The organism is Bradyrhizobium sp. Kon69 (assembly GCF_055807515.1).
On sequence record NZ_JBVVOS010000027.1, the window covers coordinates 49,887 to 69,677 of the forward strand.

Annotated in this window: 16 protein-coding genes and 1 tRNA gene; 7 read left to right on the forward strand and 10 right to left on the reverse strand. The window is 63.9% G+C overall.

The window, feature by feature from the left end:
- Positions 1 to 2: 2 nt before the first annotated feature.
- Entirely contained in the window at positions 3 to 647 is a 645-nt protein-coding gene (locus AC0L3U_RS30090; protein ID WP_473364236.1) for a glutathione S-transferase family protein, read from the reverse strand.
- 83 nt (positions 648 to 730) lie between these two features.
- Here AC0L3U_RS30090 and AC0L3U_RS30095 point away from each other — a divergent pair, with 83 nt between their 5' ends.
- Together AC0L3U_RS30095 and AC0L3U_RS30100 are read left to right on the forward strand one after the other, a co-directional pair.
- Entirely contained in the window at positions 731 to 1,750 is a 1,020-nt protein-coding gene (locus tag AC0L3U_RS30095) for a helix-turn-helix transcriptional regulator (protein ID WP_473364237.1), read from the forward strand.
- Positions 1,751 to 1,850: 100 nt separating this feature from the next.
- Positions 1,851 to 2,084 carry a hypothetical protein gene (locus tag AC0L3U_RS30100; protein ID WP_007599629.1) on the forward strand — a complete coding sequence of 78 codons (234 nt, stop codon included), beginning with the start codon at positions 1,851 to 1,853 and terminating at the stop codon, positions 2,082 to 2,084.
- Positions 2,085 to 2,153: 69 nt separating this feature from the next.
- Here AC0L3U_RS30100 and AC0L3U_RS30105 read toward each other — a convergent pair whose 3' ends face one another.
- The 3 genes from AC0L3U_RS30105 to AC0L3U_RS30115 all read right to left on the reverse strand — a co-directional run bounded on the left by AC0L3U_RS30105 (position 2,154) and on the right by AC0L3U_RS30115 (position 5,088).
- Positions 2,154 to 3,101 (reverse strand): fatty acid desaturase, encoded by a 948-nt coding sequence (locus tag AC0L3U_RS30105; RefSeq protein ID WP_473364238.1) that lies wholly within the window; start codon positions 3,099 to 3,101, stop codon positions 2,154 to 2,156.
- A gap of 15 nt (positions 3,102 to 3,116) precedes the next feature.
- Complete coding sequence (locus AC0L3U_RS30110; RefSeq protein WP_473364239.1) at positions 3,117 to 4,133, reverse strand: alpha/beta fold hydrolase; 1,017 nt, start codon at positions 4,131 to 4,133, stop codon at positions 3,117 to 3,119.
- Positions 4,134 to 4,287: 154 nt separating this feature from the next.
- On the reverse strand, positions 4,288 to 5,088 hold the full coding sequence (locus AC0L3U_RS30115; protein WP_473364240.1) for an MBL fold metallo-hydrolase: 801 nt from the start codon (positions 5,086 to 5,088) through the stop codon (positions 4,288 to 4,290).
- Positions 5,089 to 5,279: 191 nt separating this feature from the next.
- Here AC0L3U_RS30115 and AC0L3U_RS30120 point away from each other — a divergent pair, with 191 nt between their 5' ends.
- Positions 5,280 to 6,482 carry an MFS transporter gene (locus AC0L3U_RS30120; RefSeq protein WP_473364241.1) on the forward strand — a complete coding sequence of 401 codons (1,203 nt, stop codon included), beginning with the start codon at positions 5,280 to 5,282 and terminating at the stop codon, positions 6,480 to 6,482.
- A 143-nt stretch (positions 6,483 to 6,625) separates the two neighbouring features.
- Here AC0L3U_RS30120 and AC0L3U_RS30125 read toward each other — a convergent pair whose 3' ends face one another.
- From AC0L3U_RS30125 to AC0L3U_RS30145, 5 genes are all read right to left on the reverse strand, one after another.
- Entirely contained in the window at positions 6,626 to 7,633 is a 1,008-nt protein-coding gene (locus AC0L3U_RS30125) for a zinc-dependent alcohol dehydrogenase family protein (protein ID WP_473364242.1), read from the reverse strand.
- Between the two features lie 16 nt (positions 7,634 to 7,649).
- A complete protein-coding gene (locus AC0L3U_RS30130) occupies positions 7,650 to 9,263 on the reverse strand; it encodes an acyl-CoA synthetase (protein WP_473364243.1) in 1,614 nt (537 codons plus the stop codon).
- Positions 9,264 to 9,420: 157 nt separating this feature from the next.
- Complete coding sequence (locus AC0L3U_RS30135) at positions 9,421 to 9,909, reverse strand: DUF2059 domain-containing protein (RefSeq protein WP_473364244.1); 489 nt, start codon at positions 9,907 to 9,909, stop codon at positions 9,421 to 9,423.
- Between the two features lie 46 nt (positions 9,910 to 9,955).
- A complete protein-coding gene (locus AC0L3U_RS30140; RefSeq protein ID WP_473364245.1) occupies positions 9,956 to 11,173 on the reverse strand; it encodes an OpgC domain-containing protein in 1,218 nt (405 codons plus the stop codon).
- A 311-nt stretch (positions 11,174 to 11,484) separates the two neighbouring features.
- Positions 11,485 to 14,535 (reverse strand): ATP-binding protein, encoded by a 3,051-nt coding sequence (locus AC0L3U_RS30145; protein ID WP_473364246.1) that lies wholly within the window; start codon positions 14,533 to 14,535, stop codon positions 11,485 to 11,487.
- 291 nt (positions 14,536 to 14,826) lie between these two features.
- Between AC0L3U_RS30145 and AC0L3U_RS30150 the strand changes: the two genes are divergently transcribed.
- The 3 genes from AC0L3U_RS30150 (at position 14,827) to AC0L3U_RS30160 (ending at position 17,497) form a co-directional block, all read left to right on the forward strand.
- A complete protein-coding gene (locus AC0L3U_RS30150; RefSeq protein ID WP_456766390.1) occupies positions 14,827 to 15,327 on the forward strand; it encodes a hypothetical protein in 501 nt (166 codons plus the stop codon).
- Positions 15,328 to 15,368: 41 nt separating this feature from the next.
- Complete coding sequence (locus AC0L3U_RS30155; RefSeq protein WP_456766391.1) at positions 15,369 to 16,772, forward strand: MATE family efflux transporter; 1,404 nt, start codon at positions 15,369 to 15,371, stop codon at positions 16,770 to 16,772.
- A gap of 179 nt (positions 16,773 to 16,951) precedes the next feature.
- Positions 16,952 to 17,497: a hypothetical protein gene (locus AC0L3U_RS30160; RefSeq protein ID WP_456766392.1), complete on the forward strand. Its 546-nt coding sequence runs from the start codon at positions 16,952 to 16,954 to the stop codon at positions 17,495 to 17,497.
- A 405-nt stretch (positions 17,498 to 17,902) separates the two neighbouring features.
- Here AC0L3U_RS30160 and AC0L3U_RS30165 read toward each other — a convergent pair.
- Positions 17,903 to 17,979 (reverse strand) — tRNA-Met (locus AC0L3U_RS30165).
- A gap of 312 nt (positions 17,980 to 18,291) precedes the next feature.
- Here AC0L3U_RS30165 and AC0L3U_RS30170 point away from each other — a divergent pair.
- Positions 18,292 to 19,749, forward strand: coding sequence for a coniferyl aldehyde dehydrogenase (locus tag AC0L3U_RS30170; protein WP_473364247.1), 1,458 nt, complete (start codon positions 18,292 to 18,294; stop codon positions 19,747 to 19,749).
- Positions 19,750 to 19,791: the final 42 nt, after the last annotated feature.

Genomic DNA, 19,791 nt, shown 5'->3' on the forward strand with positions numbered 1-19,791 from the left:
GCTCAGCCCTGAAGCGCCGCAGCATGCTGCGCCGCCATCTCAGCATCCGCCGCGTTGATGCGCTGGAACGCCGGCCGCGAGGTCATGCGTTCGGCATAGCGGACGAACACGTCCTTTTTCGGCACAATGCCGAACATCATGGTCCAGCTGAACGCGACGCCCCACAGCACATCCGCGGCCGTCATGCGCTCGCCGAGCAGATACGGTCCCTTCGACAGCTGCGCCTCGAGCGCGCCGAGCATGGTGTCATAGTCGGCATAGGGCGATTGCGTGATCGGTGCCGGCTCGCGCTGCATGAACTTGTCGATCAGAGCCGGCTCGAACGAGGCGCCGTAATAGGCGATCCAGCGCAGATAGGGGCCGCGCAGCGGATCGTTCAGCGCGGGCGTGAGCCCGGCCTGCGGAAACAAGTCGGCGAGGTAGATGGTGATCGCGACCTGCTCGGTCACAAGCTGCCCGCGATGGTGGATCGCCGGCACCTTGCCGAGCGGATTGGTGGCGAGGTAGGCCGGCTGGCGCTGCTCGCCGGCCTTCATGTTGAGGACATGAAGATCATAGGGCGCGCCCAGTTCCTCCAGCAGCACACGCGTGCCGGTGGCGCGGGTTTGCGGCGAATAATACAGCGTGATGCGGTTCGGATCGGTCATGGCGGGTCTCCATCTGGCCGGCTGGCGATGGCGTTATAGCGAACCATACCTGACATCTTGTGTCAGGTATGGTTTAAAGGATCATGCGCGCGAGCCGGATGCTGTCGATCCTCACCACCCTCCAGGCCAAGGGGCAGGTCGCCGCGCCCGAGCTCGCGGAAGCCTGCGAAGTCTCGGTGCGCACGATCTACCGCGACATCGACGCGCTCGCGGCGTCCGGCGTCCCTGTCTATGCCGACCGCGGCGCCGAGGGCGGCTATCGCCTGCTCGACGGTTATCGCGTGCGGCTGAACGGTCTGTCGCAAAGCGAGGCGGAAGCGCTGTTTCTTGGGGGATTGCCGGGCCCGGCGGCGGCGTTCGGGCTGGATGCGGCGATGATCGCCGCACAGAACAAGCTGATGGCCGCGCTGCCCGCAAATTTGCGCGAAGACGCCGGACGGATGCAGGAGCGTTTTCACCTCGACGCGCCGGGCTGGTTCGGCGAGGCCGAAGAACCCAAGCATCTGCGCACCATCGCCGCCGCGACTCTGCGCGGGACACTGATCAAGATCCGCTACCAGAGCTGGCGCGCCGAGAAGCAGCGCCGCGTCGCGCCGCTCGGTCTCGTGCTGAAAGGTGGCAGCTGGTATCTCGCAGGTCTGGTCGACGGCAGCGTGCGGACCTATCGCGTCGCGCGCGTGCTCGACTGCACGGCGCTCGACGATCGCTGTGAGCGGCCCGCCGGCTTCGATCTCGCCGCCTATTGGCGGGACGCAACGCTGCGTCTCGAGGCCGAGATGCATCCCAATGTCGCGATCGTTCGGCTGTCGCCCTTCGGCGTGAAACTGCTCGACGCGCTGAGCCAGCCTTACGTCAGGGCGCGTACGCAGCTCGAAGAGACCGCGGATGCGGACGGCTGGCGCATTGCCAGAGTGCCGACCGGCAAGACGTCATGGCATGCCGCCGCCGAATTGTTGCGGCTCGGGCCCGAGGCCGAAGTACTGGAGCCGGCCGATCTGCGCGAGAAGATGGCCGAGCTGACAGAGGCGATGGCCGTGCGCTATCGCGCGGCGCGGAAAACAGGACGGCGGCGCGACGCGTCGCGACCGACGAAACACTCCTGAAACACGATTCTCCCCTGCCTGCATGAACGCATCCGCGTTTCGGCTCGACCGAGATGCAGGGACACAACAACGGCCCTTTGCGCCACACTGGAGAATGAAGATGTTTCGTAAGCTTGCACTTGGTCTGATCGCCGCCGGCTCGCTCGGCGTTGCCGCTCTCGCCCCCACCGCCGCGTCGGCCCACGGCTTCCACCATCACTGGGGTCCGAGCTGGGGCTTTGGCGGGGTCTACGTCAACAGCGGCGTCAACAATTGCTATCAGGAGCGCGTCGTCCAGACCCGCCACGGCCTGCGCGTCCGCGTCGTGAACGTCTGCGCGTACGGGATCTACTGATATCTCGCATTCACGGCAAAGCCCCGATGGCACCGCGATCGGGGCCTTTGCATGTCAAAATTTTTCCCACTAGCCGCCCTGACGCTGCCGCCGAAACCAGGCCCAGGTCTCGCGCGTCGTCCTGATGTAGCCGCGGCCACGATGGACGATCTCGCCGTCGACGATTCCGTTCAGCTTTGGCAGCGCGTGGAACGGGATCGAGGGATAGGCGTGATGCTCGACATGGTAGGGCATGTTCCACGCGATCCATTTGACGATTGCGCCGGTATAAGTCGTGCGGGTGTTCTGGAATGCGCTGCGGGTACGCTCGCAGCCGGTGTGCTCGGCGTAGAGATAGGGCCGCAGGAAGAACTGCCCAATGATCAGCGGCACGATCCAAACCCAGAGCAGCAGCGCCGACGAGAACCATAGCGACAGCCCGAGCAGCAACGCATAGAGCGCGGCATAGGCGCGCGCCTCGGTGACGATGATGGCGCGCCTGTTCTCGGGAATCCAGGGCACGACGACCTTACCGGTGACGGCATGGCCGAGCATCAGCCGCAGGCGTCCGGCGACCTGAAGCACGCCGCTATAGGCGAGCGCGAGCTGCGTGTCGGATTTCGGTTTGACGCCGACGACCAGCTCGGGGTCCTTGTCCGGATCCTGGGTATAGCGGTGATGGTCCCAGTGGAACAGGCAGTAATATTCGTAAGGCAATCCGATGATGAAGCCTGAGAGATAGCCGACCACGAGGTTGAGGCCGCGGCTTTTGAACGCAGTCTTGTGCGCGGTCTCGTGCACGGCCATGAACAGGAAGGCGACGAGATAGCCCTGCACCGCCACCAGCGGCAACGTCCAAAGGACACCCCAGGTGGAAGAGACCCTCCAGATCAGCGCGCCGACCAGTACGACCAGGCCGTAATGGCTGAGGCTTTGCGCGGCACCTCTGAGGTTCGACCGCACCGACAATTCGCGCAGCATCGCCGGTGCCAGCGGCTTCAGCCGATGGCCGGAGTCTGAAACGGTTGTGTCAGTCATGATCGGATGCCTGTCCTACTTGCCGAGAAGCTCCGCGATCTCAGCCTTGATGAAGGCCTGATCGCGCGGATTGTTGACGGGGTTGCCGGCGCGATGGCCGTGCAGCGACGGGATCGGATGCAGCACCGCAGAGTGGGCGTTGACCAGCCGGCCGAGTTCGCCCTCGTTGTCGCGGACGTCGAAATAGCGGTCGGTCGCACCGGGCATCAGCAGCATGTGGGCCGTGATCGCACCGAGCGCGCGATCGAAATCGCCGTTGAATGTGGCGCAGCAACTGATATCGCCGTTCTGCCAGATCCCGATCTGAGCCAGGAGATCGTTGGCATCGCGCCGGGCAAACGCCGCGTCCCAGGTGCGGACGAGATAGTCGTCCAGCGAGGTGAAGCCTGCTTCGCGCCAGATCTCGTCGCGATAGAAACCGTGCGACATCGCCCAACCCGCGTAGACGCGCCCCATGGCGCGATAGCCCGCGACCGGCTTCTCGACGAAGCGGCCGTCACGGAAGGCGGGGTCGGCGATCAGCGCGGCTTTCACGCTTTCCAGGAAGACATAATTATAGGGCGCGCAGCGGGCACTGCCGCAGACGACGGCCGCCCGCTCGACCATATCGGGATGCAGCGCCGCCCAGTGATAGGCCTGCATGCCGCCCATCGACCAGCCATAGACCAGGGCAAGCTTCGAGATGCCGAACCGCTCGGCAAGCAGCCGATGCTGGACCGCGATGGCGTCGTGATAGGTCAGGATCGGGAATGGCGCGGCGGTATTCGACGGCGAGGACGACAGCCCGTTACCGAACAGATTCGGGATCACGATGAAGTAGCGCGTGGGGTCGAGCACGCCGTCGGGGCCGATCAGCCACTCGGTGTCGGTGTGCTGCGCGCTGAACGAGGTCGGATAGAGAATCACATTGTCCTTGTCCGGACTGAGGGTGCCGTAGGTCTTGTAGGCGAGCTTGAGCGAAGGGACGACGGCCCCGGACCGGAGCGCGACGTCGCCGGCCTCGAAAATCTCGTAGTCGCGCCCCGCCGTCATCGACCGAACTCCCGCTCACGCGGCAAGCGCGCCGCGGAAACAGCGATGCATCGATCATGCCGGTCCCGCAGACGCATCGTCGCGCCACGCTTAATAACTGTACTTATAGTCCATTTATTATGGATCAGCAAGATAAATCCGGTCGCGAGCCGGCTCAGGCGATGGCGGCCAGATAGCGCGCGACAGAGGCCGCGAATGCGACCTTGGCGCCCGCGGCGATGTTGCGGCCCCACCAGGCACCGTAGACGCGGTCGAACGCCAGCGGCTCGACGGCAGCCGCAATCCGTCGCACCGCGGCTGCGTTGAGCGGCATGTAGTTCGGATAGGAGTACATGAAGCTGACGAAGCGGCGATCCATCGTGACCTGCGCGATATCGCCGGTGAGCAGCGCACCCCTGCCGTCCGCACCACTCGCATGGTGCAGCATGGTGGCGCCGGCGAAATGACCGCCGGTGCGCAGCAGCAGCAAATCGTCGGAGATGCGATGGCTGTCGCCGGTCCAGTGCACGATCGACGCATGCGGACGCGTCACCCATCGGCGATCATCGGCATGCAGATAGACCGGCACCCCGCCGAACGCCTCGCTCCAATCGGCGAGCGCGCCATAGTAATGCGGATGCGAGATCGCGATCGCCTTCAGCCCGCCGAGTGACCGCACATGGGCGATCGCTTCCGGCGTCGCCAGCGAGACGCAGTCCCACATCAGCCAGCCGTCCGCGAGCGGCACCAGCAGCGCGCGCTGGCCGATGGCAAAGCTTGGCTCGAGCGCGAGGCCGGTCAGGCCGAGATCCTCTCGCCAGACCAGGCGGTGACGCTCCGAGAGCGCCTCGCGCGTGAGGAAAGTCTGCCCCTTCCAGCCGACGTATTGCCGCTCGTCCTCGCAAATTTGACAGGATGGCGGATTTTCGCCATCCGGAAATTGCGCGCCGCAGGTTTCGCAGGTCCAGAGAGGCATGCCGTACTCCCGACAGAGACGATCCAAGGTCAATAAGGAATTGCTGGCGGTGACCGCAAGCCCCAGCGACCGGGCGAAACCTGGAACCAACCCGATCAGCGCCCGTTAAACTCTCGTCCGCGCCAGAACGATTGGCTGAAAGGATCATGTCCCACCCGCCGTATCCCGGCTGAGACCAATTTTTGGTATCGATGACATCGCGGTCCCCCTCCTCGTCTCGTATCTGGCCCCTGTTCGCTCTCAACTTCTTCATGGCCGACATGCAATCGGGCATCGGCCCTTTCGTCGGCGTCTTCCTCCAGGAGCGCGGCTGGGCGAGCGGATTAATCGGCACTGCGATGACGATCGGCAATGTCGCGGGCATGCTGATCACGACGCCGATCGGCGGCTTCATCGACGCGAGCCGCAACAAGCGCATGTGGGTCGTGATTCCCGGCATCTGCGTGGTGCTCGCGTCCGCGATCATCCTGATCTCGCAGAATTTCTGGGCGGTGACATTCTCGCAAGTCGCACAATCGCTGGCGAGCGCCGCGATCGTTCCGGCGGTCACCGGCATCACGCTCGGCATCGCCAAGCAGAAGGGCTTCAACGCGCTCAACGGCCGCAACCAGGCGTTCAACCATGCCGGCAACATGGTCGGCGCCGCGCTGTCGGGCTATCTCGGTTACAAGTTCGGCTATGTCTCGGTCTTCGTGCTGGCGGCGGCGTTCGGCGCCATCGCGATCGCATGCGTGATGATGATCCCGGCCAAGGCGATCGACGATCGCGCCGCGCGCGGCAGCAAGGAGGACGATCCCGACAGCGCGCCGGACGCGTTCACGATGCTGCTCAAGCACCGCGCGCTGCTGGTGCTGGCAATGGCGCTCGCGCTGTTTCATCTCGGCAATGCCGCCATCGTACCGCTCTACGGCCTGGCGGCGGTCGCCGAAGGCCAGGCCAACGGCCCGAGCTTCGTCGCAACCACCGTCGTGATCGCACAAGGCATCATGATCATCACGTCGCTGATCGCAATGAAGGCGGCCAGCAAGCGCAACTACTGGCCCATCATCCTCGTCTCTTTCATGTTCCTGCCCATCCGCGGCGTGCTCGCCTTCTTCGTCACGGGATGGTGGGGTGTCGTACCGATGCAGGTGCTCGACGGCCTCGGCACCGGACTCCAGACGGTTGCCGTCCCCGGCATGGTCGCGCGCTCGCTCAACGGCACCGGCCGCATCAATCTCGGCCAGGGTGCCGTCATCACCGTGCAGGGCATCGGCGCGAGCCTCAGCCCCGCGCTGGGCGGCTGGATCGCGCAATGGATCGGCTACGGCCCGACTTTCCTGCTGCTCGGCGGTTTTGGCCTCGCGTCCATGGCGCTGTGGTTCGCGTTCGGCGCGGCTGTAAAGAAGTATTGAGGCCCACCCTCTCAGCCGTCATTGCGAGGAGCGAAGCGACGAAGCAATCCAGGCTGTCTCTGCGGATGGGTTCTGGATTGCTTCGCTACGCTCGCAATGACGAGGGGCGCGAGTTGCGCGCTGCAATTCTCACCAAATTCCACTCAAACGAACTCCACCACGATCTTCCCGAAATGACCGCCCCGCTGCATCAGGCGCAGCGCATCTGGCACAGCATCGAAGGCGAACACGCGGTCGATCACGGGTTTCATTCCATTTCGCCCGATCGCGGCTGTCATGCCTTCGAACATGCGGCGGCTCCCAACGGAGAGGCCGATGACGTGCAAATTCTTGGAGAACAGGCTTGGAATCGCGATCTGCTGCGAGAAGCCGGAGAGCACGCCAATCACCAGAATGGTACCGCCGATCCGCGCCGCCTCGAGTGACTGCGAGAACGTATCCTTGCCGCCGACCTCGACGACGTGGTCGACGCCGCCGCCGGTCCACTCTGCCGCGGCCTTGCCCCACTCAGGAACCGAGCGATAGTTGATCGTGTGGTCGGCGCCGAGCGCACGAGCGCGTTCGAGCTTCTCGTCACTCGATGACGTTACGATCACGCTCACGCCTGCAAGTTTGGCAAATTGCAATGCGAAGATCGACACACCGCCGGTACCCTGCACCAGAACGGTGTCGCCGGGCTTCACCTTGGCTTCCACGAACAGCGCGCGCCAGGCGGTTAGCCCGGCGCAAGGCAGCGTCGCCGCTTCCTGGAAAGAGAGATGCGACGGAATGCGGCTGACACCCTCCGCGTCCAGCAACATGACCTCCTGCAACACACCCGGACGTGTGCCACCGAGCGCGTAGCGCCGGCTCGCGGCTGAAACCGCTCCGTCGATCCACGATTGGAAGAACATCGGGCAGACGCGGTCCCCGACTGCTACGCGGGAAACGCCGTCGCCGGCGGCGATCACCTCGCCGGCGCCATCGGAGAACGGGATCAGCGGCAATCTGGTGACGCCACCCTTGCCCTGCACCGTGAGCAGATCGCGATAATTCAGCGATGCCGCCTGCATGCGTACCGCGACCTGCCCCGGACCGGGCTTGGGCTCGGGTAGATCGGCGAGCTCCATTCCCTCGATCGACCAGTCCCGCGCGATTTGCCAGACTTTCATGGTCGGGCGCTCCGCTTCAGGTCCCAAAATTCTTCTGGATCGCCTTGTCGAGCGTTTCGCCGCCGACGAAGCGCTGGCGCAGCTCGCGCTTGAGCAGCTTGCCGCTCGGGTTCTTGGGCAGGGCATCGACGAAGATGACGCGCTTGGGCACCTTGAAATGCGCCATCTGGCCGGCGCAATGCTTGATGACGGCCTCCTCGTCGAGCTTCTCGCCGCTCTTGACCACGACGATCGCAGTCACCGCCTCGATCCAGCGCGGATCGGGTAGGCCTACCACCGCAACCTCGGACACGGCGGGGATGCGGTAGACCATCTCCTCGACCTCGCGGCTCGCGACGTTCTCGCCACCGGTCTTGATCATGTCCTTGACGCGATCGACCACGGTGATGTGGCCCTCTTCATCGACTGTGGCGAGATCTCCGGAGTGAAACCAGCCGCCGGAGAACGCCGCCGCCGTCTTGACCGGATCGTTGTAATAGCCGGAGAGCAGATGCGGCGAGCGGTGCACGATCTCGCCGACTTCGCCGACCTTCACATCCTCCATTGAAGTATTGACCACGCGGGTCTCGACATTGAGCACGGGCTTGCCGGCAGAGCCGGCCTTGCGCAGCTGGTCCGCGGGACCCAGCACGGTCGCGAGCGGCGCGATCTCGGTCTGGCCGTAGAAATTCCAGAACTTCACGCTGGGCAGGCGGCGCTGGAGCTCGAGCAGCACCTCCACCGGCATGATCGAGGCGCCGTAATAGCCCTTCTGCAAGGTCGACAAATCCGTCCTGTCGAAATTGGGCGAGCGCAGCATCGCGATCCAGATCGTCGGCGGCGCGAAGAACGACGTGATCCTGTGCGCCTGGATCAATGACAGAATGTTATCGGCGGTCGGCTTGCCCGTGATCACACCGGAGGCGCCGAGATAGATCTGCGGCCCCAGGAACACGTCGAGCTGCGCGCAATGATAGAGCGGAAGCGCGTGCAGGAATTTGTCGTCCACGCTCATGCCGCCGTCGATGATGCAGCTGACATACTGCCACATCACCGCTTCGTGGGTCAGCATCGCGCCCTTGGGCAGCGACTCCGTGCCGCTGGTGTAGACGATCTGGGCGAGATCGCGGCTGTCGACCGACGCCTCGAGGTACGAGCCATCGGGGCTGTGGAGATCGTCGAAGGTGGTGAGGCCCGCGGGCGCGGTGGCGGGATCCTCGCCCGGCAGCCAGATCATCTTCTCGACCGCACAATCCCTGGCGCTGGCGGCGCGCGCGGGCTCGACGAAATCAGGGCCGGCCGCGAGCAGCTTTGCGCCGGAGCTCTTCAGGATGAAATTGATCTCGTCCGGATTGAGCATGAAGTTGATCGGCACCAGCACCGCACCGATCCGGGCCAGTGCGAACCGGAGCGCCGCAAAGGCGTGCGAATTGCGCGAGAGCACGGCGAGACGGTCACCCTTTTTCACGCCGAGGCCAAGCAAGCCGCGGCCGAGCCGATTGCAGATCGCGTCCATCTCGGCAAAAGTCCAGCTGACATTGCCACAGCTCACCGCGAGCTTGCCCGGATCGCGGCCCGCCGCGCGGCGCAGGAGGTCGCCGATGGAATGCTCGCGGGCCTTCGTGATCGTCGCTGCGATGTCGCTCGTCATTTCCGTTCCCCTGAATTTTCTCATTGCGTGAGGGCCGCCCTGAGCACAGGTCAGGCCATGGCATTCACGCGCTTCTTGTCTTTGCAAAAGCGTAGTCGGGGCACCCGGCCGCGTCAAATCAGCCAGCGAGCGCGGCGCCGTTACGCAAGAGTTGAGCTCAGAGCTTGTGCCCCTTCTGGCGCAGCGCCTCGATGAGGCGCTGCTTCAACTCGTCGGCCGTCTTCTGGCCGACGTCCTGGCCGATCTGCGCGCTTGCCTGGGCCAGCGCATCCGACTTCTCCAGAAGCTTCTTCCCGGCCGGCTGGACATAGAAGGCCTCGATCTGGCGCAGTTCGTCGATGCTGAAGCTCTGGGCATAGAGGGCGGCGACCTGGTCGACCATCGAGGTGAGGGCCGGGGTGTAGATCTCGGAGCCGGGTGCCGTCACCGCATCATAGTCGCGCTCGATCTCCGGCCTGTCCTGCGCGACCACGGGCCTCAGCTTGAGCAGGAGCTGCGGCAACAGCGCGCGATACTGATCCGCGATCTTCAAGGTGACCACCAGCTTGCGCGCCGCGCTCATCGCCTCCGGCGAGGGTGCTTGCGCCGATGCACCACAAATCAGGAGCAGGAGGGTGCCGGCGATCGTCAACACAAGTCTGGACATGAACCTCTCCGTTGGACCTCTCCGCGAAAATGCAGGCCGGCGAACCTCAACGACCCGCGGGCGCCACGGCAGACCTGTCCGCAGGCGCGCTTTCCAGGACGGTGTCGGCCTCCTCGATCTCCGTCACCTTCACGAACAGGTTCGGCACCCGTTCGGCGCGGTCAAGCAGCCAGGCGGCTGCGATCATGATGACGATGCCGACGAGGGAGACCGCGAGTTGCTCCCAGACGCCCTTGGTGTATTGCGTCAGGATCCAGTGCGCCGAGAACGACAGGAAGACGCCGAGGCAGAAGATCGGCAGCGAATGCTGGCCGCAGAGGATCACAGGGCGCAGCCAGGCCCCGTGCAGGGTCCGCCATTTACGCGAGATGAGATGCGTCACCCAGATCGCCAGCGCCAGGAAATGCGTGAAGCGCAGCATGTCGAGGTCGGTCTTGTCGATCGGGTAGATCGCCTTGATCATCCATTTCGGAATCAGGGCTTCGAGCACGGGGACGTGCCAGGTCATCACGATCAGCAGCGCGAAGGCGAGCCAGGCCGCGGCCAGCGCCATCGCCGCCTTCGACCACACCCATCTCGCGATCTTGTCGATCTGGCCGATGCCGCACCAGGCCGCGAATACGAACATCAGCTGCCAGCAGAACGGGTTGAAGTACCAGTGCGTGCCGGGCGGATAGGACGCGACGTTCCAGTCGAACCAGCGCGCCAGCACATAGAGCACCACGGAGCCGGCAAGCGTCAGGTTCGGCCGCCGCACCAGGCACCACACGATGAAAGGCGAGGCGAACACCAGCGTGATGTAAAGCGGCAGCACGTCGAGATTGACCGGCTTGTAGCGCAGTGAGAGCGCCTGCCCGATCAGAACGTCCGGATGCTCGAGGAAATTGTGAACGTTGAACTCGTGCTCGTACATGGGATTGTCGAAGCGGCGCACGGTGCGGGCGATCTGCGCCGTGAACAGCAGGAACAGCATGATGTGGGCAACATACATCTCGGCCGCGCGCCGCCACAGCCGCTTCAGCGCGGCGAGAAACCAGCCGCCGGCTACGATCGGCCCGTAGATCCAGCCGACCAGATAGCCGGAGATGAAGACGAAGAATTCGGCGGCGTCGCTGAAGCCGTAATTGCGCAAGGTCAGCCAGGCCACGATGTCGTGCGGGATGTGGTCGAGGAAGATCATCCACAGACCGATGCCGCGGAAGAGATCGAGCCGCAAATCCCGCTCGACCGGCGCGAGCAGCGCTGACTGGTCCCGTATGATCATGGCCCCGCCTCGTTCGGTGGGCGTCGCGCCGTCGCGGCGCCGGAAAATCGGATGCTAAAAAATTGAAATCAAAAGTCACCTGACCGTGCGGCCAGGGCCGACGGTAGCCGACCTTGCTGCGCGTGCAAGGGCCTAGTCATCGGAGCGGACCGCACCAGCGGGCCGTCCTCCGCGCTGCACCATGGGGAGTCTTTCAAATAACCGTCGAAAACAACCCCATGCACAGTAGCTAACCCATTGCGGCGCCTGCTGGATTTATTTGACGCGTCGGGCAGATTTCGTCCGCGCTGGCCGCCCGGCCGCCGCTACCGTCAGCTTAGCTCGTCACCCGCCGCCTGCATCTCGTTGAGCATCGCCTCGGCCTTGTGCCGCAGCGGCAGCGCGCCGCTCTCGGTGGCGATCGCGATAGTCGCGCGCAGGGCGCCAAGGATCGCCGCCTTGGCCTCCGCATCCGACGGCGGCGTCACCACGGCCTCGCCGAACAGCGCCTCCGCCTCCAGCCCGGAGAACCCCTGTTGCCGCGCGGTGTTGCGCGCCTCGCGCAGCATGTTCTGCGCCGCCTGGACGTCGCCGAGACGGTGGGTGGCGAGCGCCAAATAGATCGAGCTGCGCAGCACCGCCGAGGTATAGCCGACCGCCTTGGCCTCCTCACGCGCCTCCGTCAGCATGCCGCGCGCGCGGTCGAACAGCCCCTGCTCCAGATAGGCCATGCCGAGGTGGCAGGCGAGCACCGGCACGAACAGCCGGATGCCGTGCTTCTGCGCCAGGACAAAACCGTCTTCGAGAATGGCCGCGGCCGCCGCCGGCTCGCCGCGGCCGAGCATCAGCCAGCCGCCGCTATAGGCAGCCGCGACGCGGTCGTAGGGGCGACCCGTTTCCTCCGCGATTGCGGCGGCCTGCTGCTGGAGCTGTTCGGCGGCGTCGAACTCACCCATCACGGTGTGTGTGATGCTGTTCATCATGCAGCAGAGTAACAGGGCAGGCTTCGGTGTCGTGCCGAAAGGAGCACTCGGCTCCGGCCCCGCCAGTTGGGCACAGGCTCGCGCGAACAATCCGTCAGCTTCACGATAGCGTGCGGCAAGGAAGTACACTTGGCCCAGACCGTATTGCGCCGCATTGAGCCAACCCGGATTGCCCGCCCCCTCCGCGAGGCGCACGACTTCCTCACCAATCGTAACTGCTTCGAGCGGGGTGCCGTAGAAGTTCTGTGCGGCAGCCATTACGGTCATGGCTGCTACCTTCCGTCCAAGGTCGTTGATCGCGTCGGCGCGGCGCTCAGCCTCCTTGCCAAGATTCAACCAGTCGGCGATCTGACCGGAGGCGATAAACGCCGCACGCGCCTCGATGCGAACATCCACGGCGTTCGCTTCTCTCGAAGGAGAGATCGGGGTCTGATCCAGCGATTTCATCGCGATCTCGAAATAGTCAGCCGCATCGACAAACGCCGACCGCGCAAGACATTTTCGCGCCGAGGCTCTGCCGTAGCTGAACGACTTGGTCCAATCCTTCGCTCGCGTGGCATGATAGCAGAGCTTGTCGGGATCGTCGGCTCCAATCTCGCCGTCTTCCAAGGCCGAAAGAATGCGCGCATGAATGTCTTCGCGCGCCCTTTCGACCATGGAGTCGTAGGTCACCTGCCGGACCATTTCATGCCGGAATTCCAGCGCATCTTCCAATTCGCTGTCGATCCTGACCAGTAGCTCGGCGCGATCGAGTGCGACGAGGCATCCCTGCAAAACATCCTCGGGCAGGGCCGCGATCTTCCGCAGCATGACTTCGCTCGATCTCGGCCCCAGACTGGCGGCGATCTGCAAAACGGACCGTTCCTGCTTCGACACCCGATCGAGGCGTGCTGCAATCACGCCTTGGATACTTGTGGGAATGCCGAGTTCGTCGATCGGACGCACGAGTGCGAGGTCGCCCCATTGGCCACGTAGCGTGCCGCTGTCCTTCAATCCGCGGCAGACCTCCTCAATGAACAGAGGAACGTTGGCGGTATGAGAAATGATCCGGCTCTTCAAATCCGCGTTGGTTTCGGAGGAGCCGAGCATGTCTGCCAGCATGGCGAGCCCCGAATCGTCGTCGAGGGGCCGCATTGCGACGATCTCGGCCTGACAGCGCGCAATCCAGACCGGCATGCCATTTGGCCGGGAGGTGAAAAGCACGAGAAGGCCGGCCGCCTGCAACGACGCGATGGCAGCCACGACGCCGTCGCTCGCCCGGTCGATCCAGTGCAGATCCTCCAGCAGGAGCACCGTTCGCCCGCGATTTGCCAGGCTTCCGGCGATGGCACAGCTTGCATCGGAGATGGCTCGTCCCCGTGCATGAGGCTCCAGTTCATCCCAATGCGAATTCGATATAGGGAGATCGAGCACTGCATCGAGCGCACTTTGCTGAATCGATGGCAGCCCCTGTCGAATATCTCCCGGGCTGTCCGGCTCCCTTGCCGCGTCCATGGCCGACAGCAAAATCCGCTTGAGGGTGCTGAAGGGGGCACCCTGGAGATTCGGGCTGCACTCAGCATCGATCAACCGCCAGCCATCGGCCTTGAGCTGCTGGGCAAACTCGTGCGCCAGCCGCGACTTGCCGATACCAGCATCACCCAGCAGCAGCACTGTCTGCCGGCTTGTCGCGGCGCTTGCCGCGCTGCGCTCCAGCAGCGCGCGCTCGGTCGTGCGATCGACGAAACGGGAGACGCTGCGAGCCCTTCGCACCCGCCAGCTTGACAGGTCGCTCGCGCCCACGATCCGATAGACCGGCACGGGTTGGCTGAAGCCGCGCAGTGATTTTCCTCCCAGGGATTCAAAGCGGACATGCCCGTCGGCGAGCTTCTGGCAGGCCTCGGAGACGCAGATCTGGTTCGCCTCAGCCGTCGCCTCCAGCCGAGCGGCCAAATGCTGGGCCGCGCCGCCGATCTCGTAGACCTTGGAGAACTCGCTGGCGACCATGTAGGCAACGACATGGCCGGAGTGGAGACCAACCCGGACCTGAAGCCCGGGATCACCAAGGCTCGCGACGCGCCGAACCAATTCTATCGCAGCGTGGCAGGCCAAGGGCGCATGATTGTCGTCCGCAATGGGGGCACCGAACACGGCGGCAAGGCCGTCGCCCAATTCCTTGCTGACGATACCGCCGAACTGCCGAACCGCCCCCCTCATAGCGGCCAAAGCTGGCTCCAGGCGCGAGACCGCCTCCTCCGGATCGAGCTCTGCAACAAGCCCGGTGGAATCGACGACATCGGCCCGGAGAATTGTGACAAACCGTCGTTCACTGTCGGGATCGGAGCGGCGCACGCCTGCACCGCAATTGGGGCAGCGGCTGTCGCTTGGTTCGATCGTCGACTGACATGCCGTGCAAAGCATTCCGTGCTCTCAAGACCTTGCAGCGGGACGGTCGGTAGGCCACTGCGAACGATGGCGACAGGATCGCCTATGAAAACCCGCTTAGCAACGGGGCATGCGATGCATCCCAGACAAAGCGCCCCCAGAAACGGTTGCTGATCTGGACGATTCACAGTCCTGGGTGGTAGCTTGCCAAAAGCCGCGCGAAGAAGATGCTACGAGTAACGGGCACAGGCTCGTGTTCTAACCGTCAAGCTTCGCAGAGCTGCATATTTCCCAGGGAAGCCAAGCATTGATTGAGGGACAAAATACATGGGCATGAGAGTTTACACGGGTAAGCCATTTAAGGACCTGATGAATGGTAATTACTATCCATTGGAGAACATGAAGAAGAGCGTAAAGAAGCTCAAAGCCTCGGAAAATATCCATCTCCCGACATTGGAATACGGCCAGTATCACCTGATTTTGACGCCGAAGAGCAAGTGGCCGCAGGGCAGCGCGAAGCACTGGCACAAGGAGAAGGGCCGTGCGCGCGTCGACCTCACCTTCCAACCGAATACCACGCCGCTGTCGAAGGACGAGCCGGACGTGATTCCGCTGACGCGATGTGCCTTGCTCGATGCCTGTGTCCGGAAGTGCTTCAACTCGGAGCCTCCGATTCCGATGAAGACCAACATCATCACGCATGCGTCGACGGATCGTAACGCCGATCGGCACGAGATCCGGCTGGAGTGGGAGTACGAGGCCGACAGCAAGACGCCCAAACTGCTCAATTTGACGATGGTCTGTCCGCACAAGCCACCCAAGTCCTGACCTCTGGTCGGACCCGACAGTTCGACAACAAGGAAGGTCCGTTGTCGCCGCCCCCTCGCCCAGTCGCGAATACGCTGCTCGACGGACCGATCCTGCGGACGCTGCTCTCGCTCGCCTGGCCGAACGCGCTCGCGTTTTCGGCCGGCACCTTGGTTGCGATCGCGGAAACCTCCTATATTGGGAAACTCGGGATCGAAGCGCTGGCAGCAATGGCGCTGGTGTTTCCCTGCGTGATGCTGACCATGAGCATGTCGGGCGCGGCGATGGGCGGCGGTGTGGCGTCGGCCATTTCCCGCGCGCTCGGCGCGGGTGACCGCGACCGGGCGGAGAGCCTGGCCACGCACGCACTGCTGATCGCCGTCTTCTTCGGCCTGGTTTTCACGCTTGGCATGCTCATCGGTGGCCGGCAACTGCTGGAGTTGCTCGGCGGCAAGGGGGATGTGCTGGCGCTGGCAGTCGCCTACAGCCAAGTGTACTTCGGCGGAGCCGTGCTCACTTGGCTGGTCAATATTCTAGCCGGCGTCCTGCGCGGCACCGGCAACATGAAATTGCCGTCGCTGATGATCGTCAACTCTGCGATCTTGCAGATCATCCTTGGCGGAACGCTAGGTCTTGGTCTCGGACCCGTACCCCAATTCGGGATGCCGGGGGTCGCGACAGGGTCGTTGATCGCGTATTCGATCAATATTGCGATTATGAGCTGGTACCTGTTCTCCGGCCGGGGTCGCATCATTCCCCGGCTGAATGGGTTTCGTATGCGGTGGCCGTTGTTTGCCGACATCCTCAAGGTCGGCGTGGTCGGCTGCTTCTCCCCACTGCAAAATACGCTGACGAACCTCGTCTTGACTCACATGCTTGCCGTGTTCGGCACCGCGGTCCTCGCGGCTTATGGCATCGGCGCGCGCCTGGAATACGTGCTGGCGACCATCGCCTTCTCTGTTGGCATCGGCTCGGTGCCGATGATTGGCGTTGCAATCGGCGCGGGACGCATCGCGCGTGCCCGCCGGATCGCCTGGACGACCGGCCTCGTGGCACTGGTTGTTATCGGGACGCTAGCGTGCGCGGTTGCTCTCTTCCCCGGACCGTGGGTTAGTCTCTTCACGGACGACGCCGAGGCGGGCACCGCCAGCCGGCAATTTCTCCGCACCGTCGCTCCGTTCTATGCCTTCATCGGGCTTGCCTCGGCGATGTATTTCTCGTCGCAGGGTGCCGGGAATGTGCTCGGTCCAGTGCTCGCGCAGACCGCACGGCTGCTCTTCATCGTGCTTGGCGGCTGGTATCTGGTCTCGCAGACGGCAACGACCGAGAGCTTTTTCTCGCTCACGGCTGCTTCAATGATGTTGCTGGGCCTCCTTTCCTCCGCCGCAGTTGCGTTTACACGCTGGGGGCCTCGCAACGCCGATGCGAAAGGCCCGCTGACCTTGGCCGGTGCGGCCGACAAATAAGAGCGCAAGACATGCACAGTGAGACGCTCTCAGATTGCTTTCGTTGACGCCACATCTTCGCGAATGATAGCGTTCGCAGGTAAGCTTGGGGGCACAAGCGTGGCTCGTCGTTGAGCTCGCTGCCGTGGAATACTTGCCAGTATCTGTGCCAGTACGCGGCGAAAAATCGAGAGCGATCAATGGGCGCAATCTACGACGATCAAAAGTACAAAGACCTGATGAACGGCAACTACTATCCGCTCGAGAACATGAAGCGGAGCGTTGCCAGGCTTAAGGCCTCCAAGCAGATCGACATCGAGACGATGGAATACGGCCAGTATCAGCCGATCCTGTCGCCGCTGGAGACATGGCCGAACGGCAGCGGCAAGGTGTGGTTCAAGGCACTCGGCCATGCCCGCCTTCAGCTCACCGCCCAGCCCAACACAACGCCGCTGTCAAACGACGAGCGCGTCGTGGTCCCGCCGACGAAATGCGCATTGCTGGATGCGTCCATCCGCAAGTGCTTCAACTCGGAGCCGCCGATCCCGATGAAGGCCGACATCCGGCAACACCAGAAGGACGACGCCAATTCCGACCAACACGAGATTCGTCTGATCTGGGAGTACGGCAATGGCGAGGACCACGCGCCGACATTGCTCAATCTGACCATGGTCTGCCCCCATGCAGCCAAGCCGCGACAGGCGGATGCCTCAGCCGAGGCCCGGCAGGAGCTCTCCGAAAAGTAAGACGCACTCTGGCGGCAATGCCATCCGATCTGGCGCGGGCTGGCACTTTGCGGCCCGTGCTTTTTTTGTGCGTGCTTTCGAAGGACGCTGAATCACGAGACCACGCCTCCCCACCAGCAAATGCTCGGCGCGACGTCGAGCAAGGCGCGGCATGATTTCCTCGGCAGTGCCGGCGAAACGACGCTCGCCTGCCGGCGACTACGGGGACAGTGCACTCAATAGCGGTTGTCGAAATCGCAATGGCTGCCACGTCCGAGTTCGGCGCTGTCGGCGCAACGCTCAACCACCTGAGGCAGCCGCAAGGGATTCGCCGGAGCCCGTGACACTCACGCACGGCTCCCCCAAAACAAAAATGGCCCGCTTCAAGCGGGCCATTTTCGGATCGGGACCGGTAAGGTCCGAACTTGGTTGCGGGGATAGGATTTGAACCTATGACCTTCAGGTTATGAGCCTGACGAGCTACCGGGCTGCTCCACCCCGCGTTAACCGTTGCTTTGCCTTCGTGAAAGTGCCGGGGACGGTGAATGAAGGGCCGGCGCTGTTCGCGTGGCTTGCTTCGTCCGTCCCGAAGGCTTCCTTGGAAGGCAACCCCGGGCAAAGCCCGTTGGGTGCGGGCGGTATGTACCAACCCGGGGTGGCTTTGGAAAGGGCTGCGGGGACGTTTTTTTCGACTTTATGACAGCGCGGTGGACGAATTTGCGGCCTGTTTGGCCCGCCCTTGCCAGAAGTTCCACAAGGGGCCAGCTTGCGGCAACAAAACCAGGCGGAAACGCCACTTCGAGGGGGAGAACGCCATGGACCACGCCTTGGACCGCCCCTCCGATCGCCCCCCGACGAGCGCCCCGCTTCGGGCTCTCGAAGACGCCTGCCATGCCATGGTCGCGCGGTCGCGGGCCGAGCCGGCGCCTGGCCTTGCCGAGCGGCTCGACCGGCTGGCGCGGCTGCGCACTGTCGTCGCCGACAACGAGGAGCGCTTCCGGCAGGCGATCTCGGCGGATTTCGGCCACCGCTGCGCGGTCGAGACCAATATCGCCGAGACCATGATGGTGTTCTCCGAGATCCGTCATGCGACCAAGCACCTCAAGAGCTGGATGGCGCCGCAGCGCGTTTCGACGGCGCTGCAATTTTTGCCCGCGCGCAATCGGCTGATGTCGCAGCCGCTCGGCGTCGTCGGCATCATCGCGCCCTGGAATTATCCGCTGCAGCTGACGCTCGCGCCCGCGATCGGCGCGCTCGCCGCCGGCAACCGTGTCATCATTAAGCCGAGCGAACACGTCGCCCATTTCTCAGCGCTGCTGAAGGAGGCGGTCGCCGCGCGGTTCGATGCTGCGGAGTTGCTCGTCACCGGGGTCGAGGACGAGGTCGCGAAGGCCTTCGCACACCTGCCGTTCGATCATCTGGTGTTCACCGGCTCGACCCGGGTCGGGCGGCTGGTGGCGGAGGCCGCGGGGCGCAATCTGACGCCGGTCACGCTCGAACTCGGGGGCAAGTCGCCTGTTATCATCGACGCCTCGGCCGACCTCGAAGAGGCCGCCGAACGCATCGCCTACGGCAAGCTGCTCAATGCCGGGCAGACCTGCATCGCGCCGGACTATGTGCTGGTGCCCGAGCGCTCGCTGCAGGCCTTCGCCGAAAAAGTGCGCGCGCAGATGCGGCGCATGTTCGGCACCGACCCCGCCAACAAGGACTACACCTCCGTGATCTCCGACCGGCATTATGCCCGGCTGGAGAATCTCGTCGCGGATGCGGTACGCCGCGGCGCCAAGATCCTGCAGCCGGCGAAGGCGGACGATCCGAACTGGAAGGCGCACCGCAAATTCCCGCCGACGCTGATCATGGGCGCGACCGAGGCGATGACGGTGATGCAGGAGGAGATTTTCGGACCGGTGCTGCCGGTGCTCGGCTATCGCGAACCGGCCGACGCCATCGCCTTCGTCAACGCCCGCGACCGGCCGCTGGCGCTGTACTGGTTCGGCAAGGACAGCGATGCGCGCGACGAGGTGTTGGCGCGCACCGTCTCCGGCGGCGTCACCATCAACGACTGCCTGTTCCACTTCGCGCAAATCAACCAGCCGATGGGCGGCGTCGGCGCGTCCGGCACCGGCGCCTATCACGGCGAATGGGGCTTTCGCACGTTCAGCAAGCTGAAGCCGGTGTTCTATCGTTCGAAATTCAACCGCCTCGCCGACCTCTATCCGCCCTATGGCGGCAAGATCGCGCGGCTGGAGAAGATGATGCGGTTCATGTCGTAATTGCCCGTCATTGCGAGCGCAGCGAAGCAATCCAGACTGTCT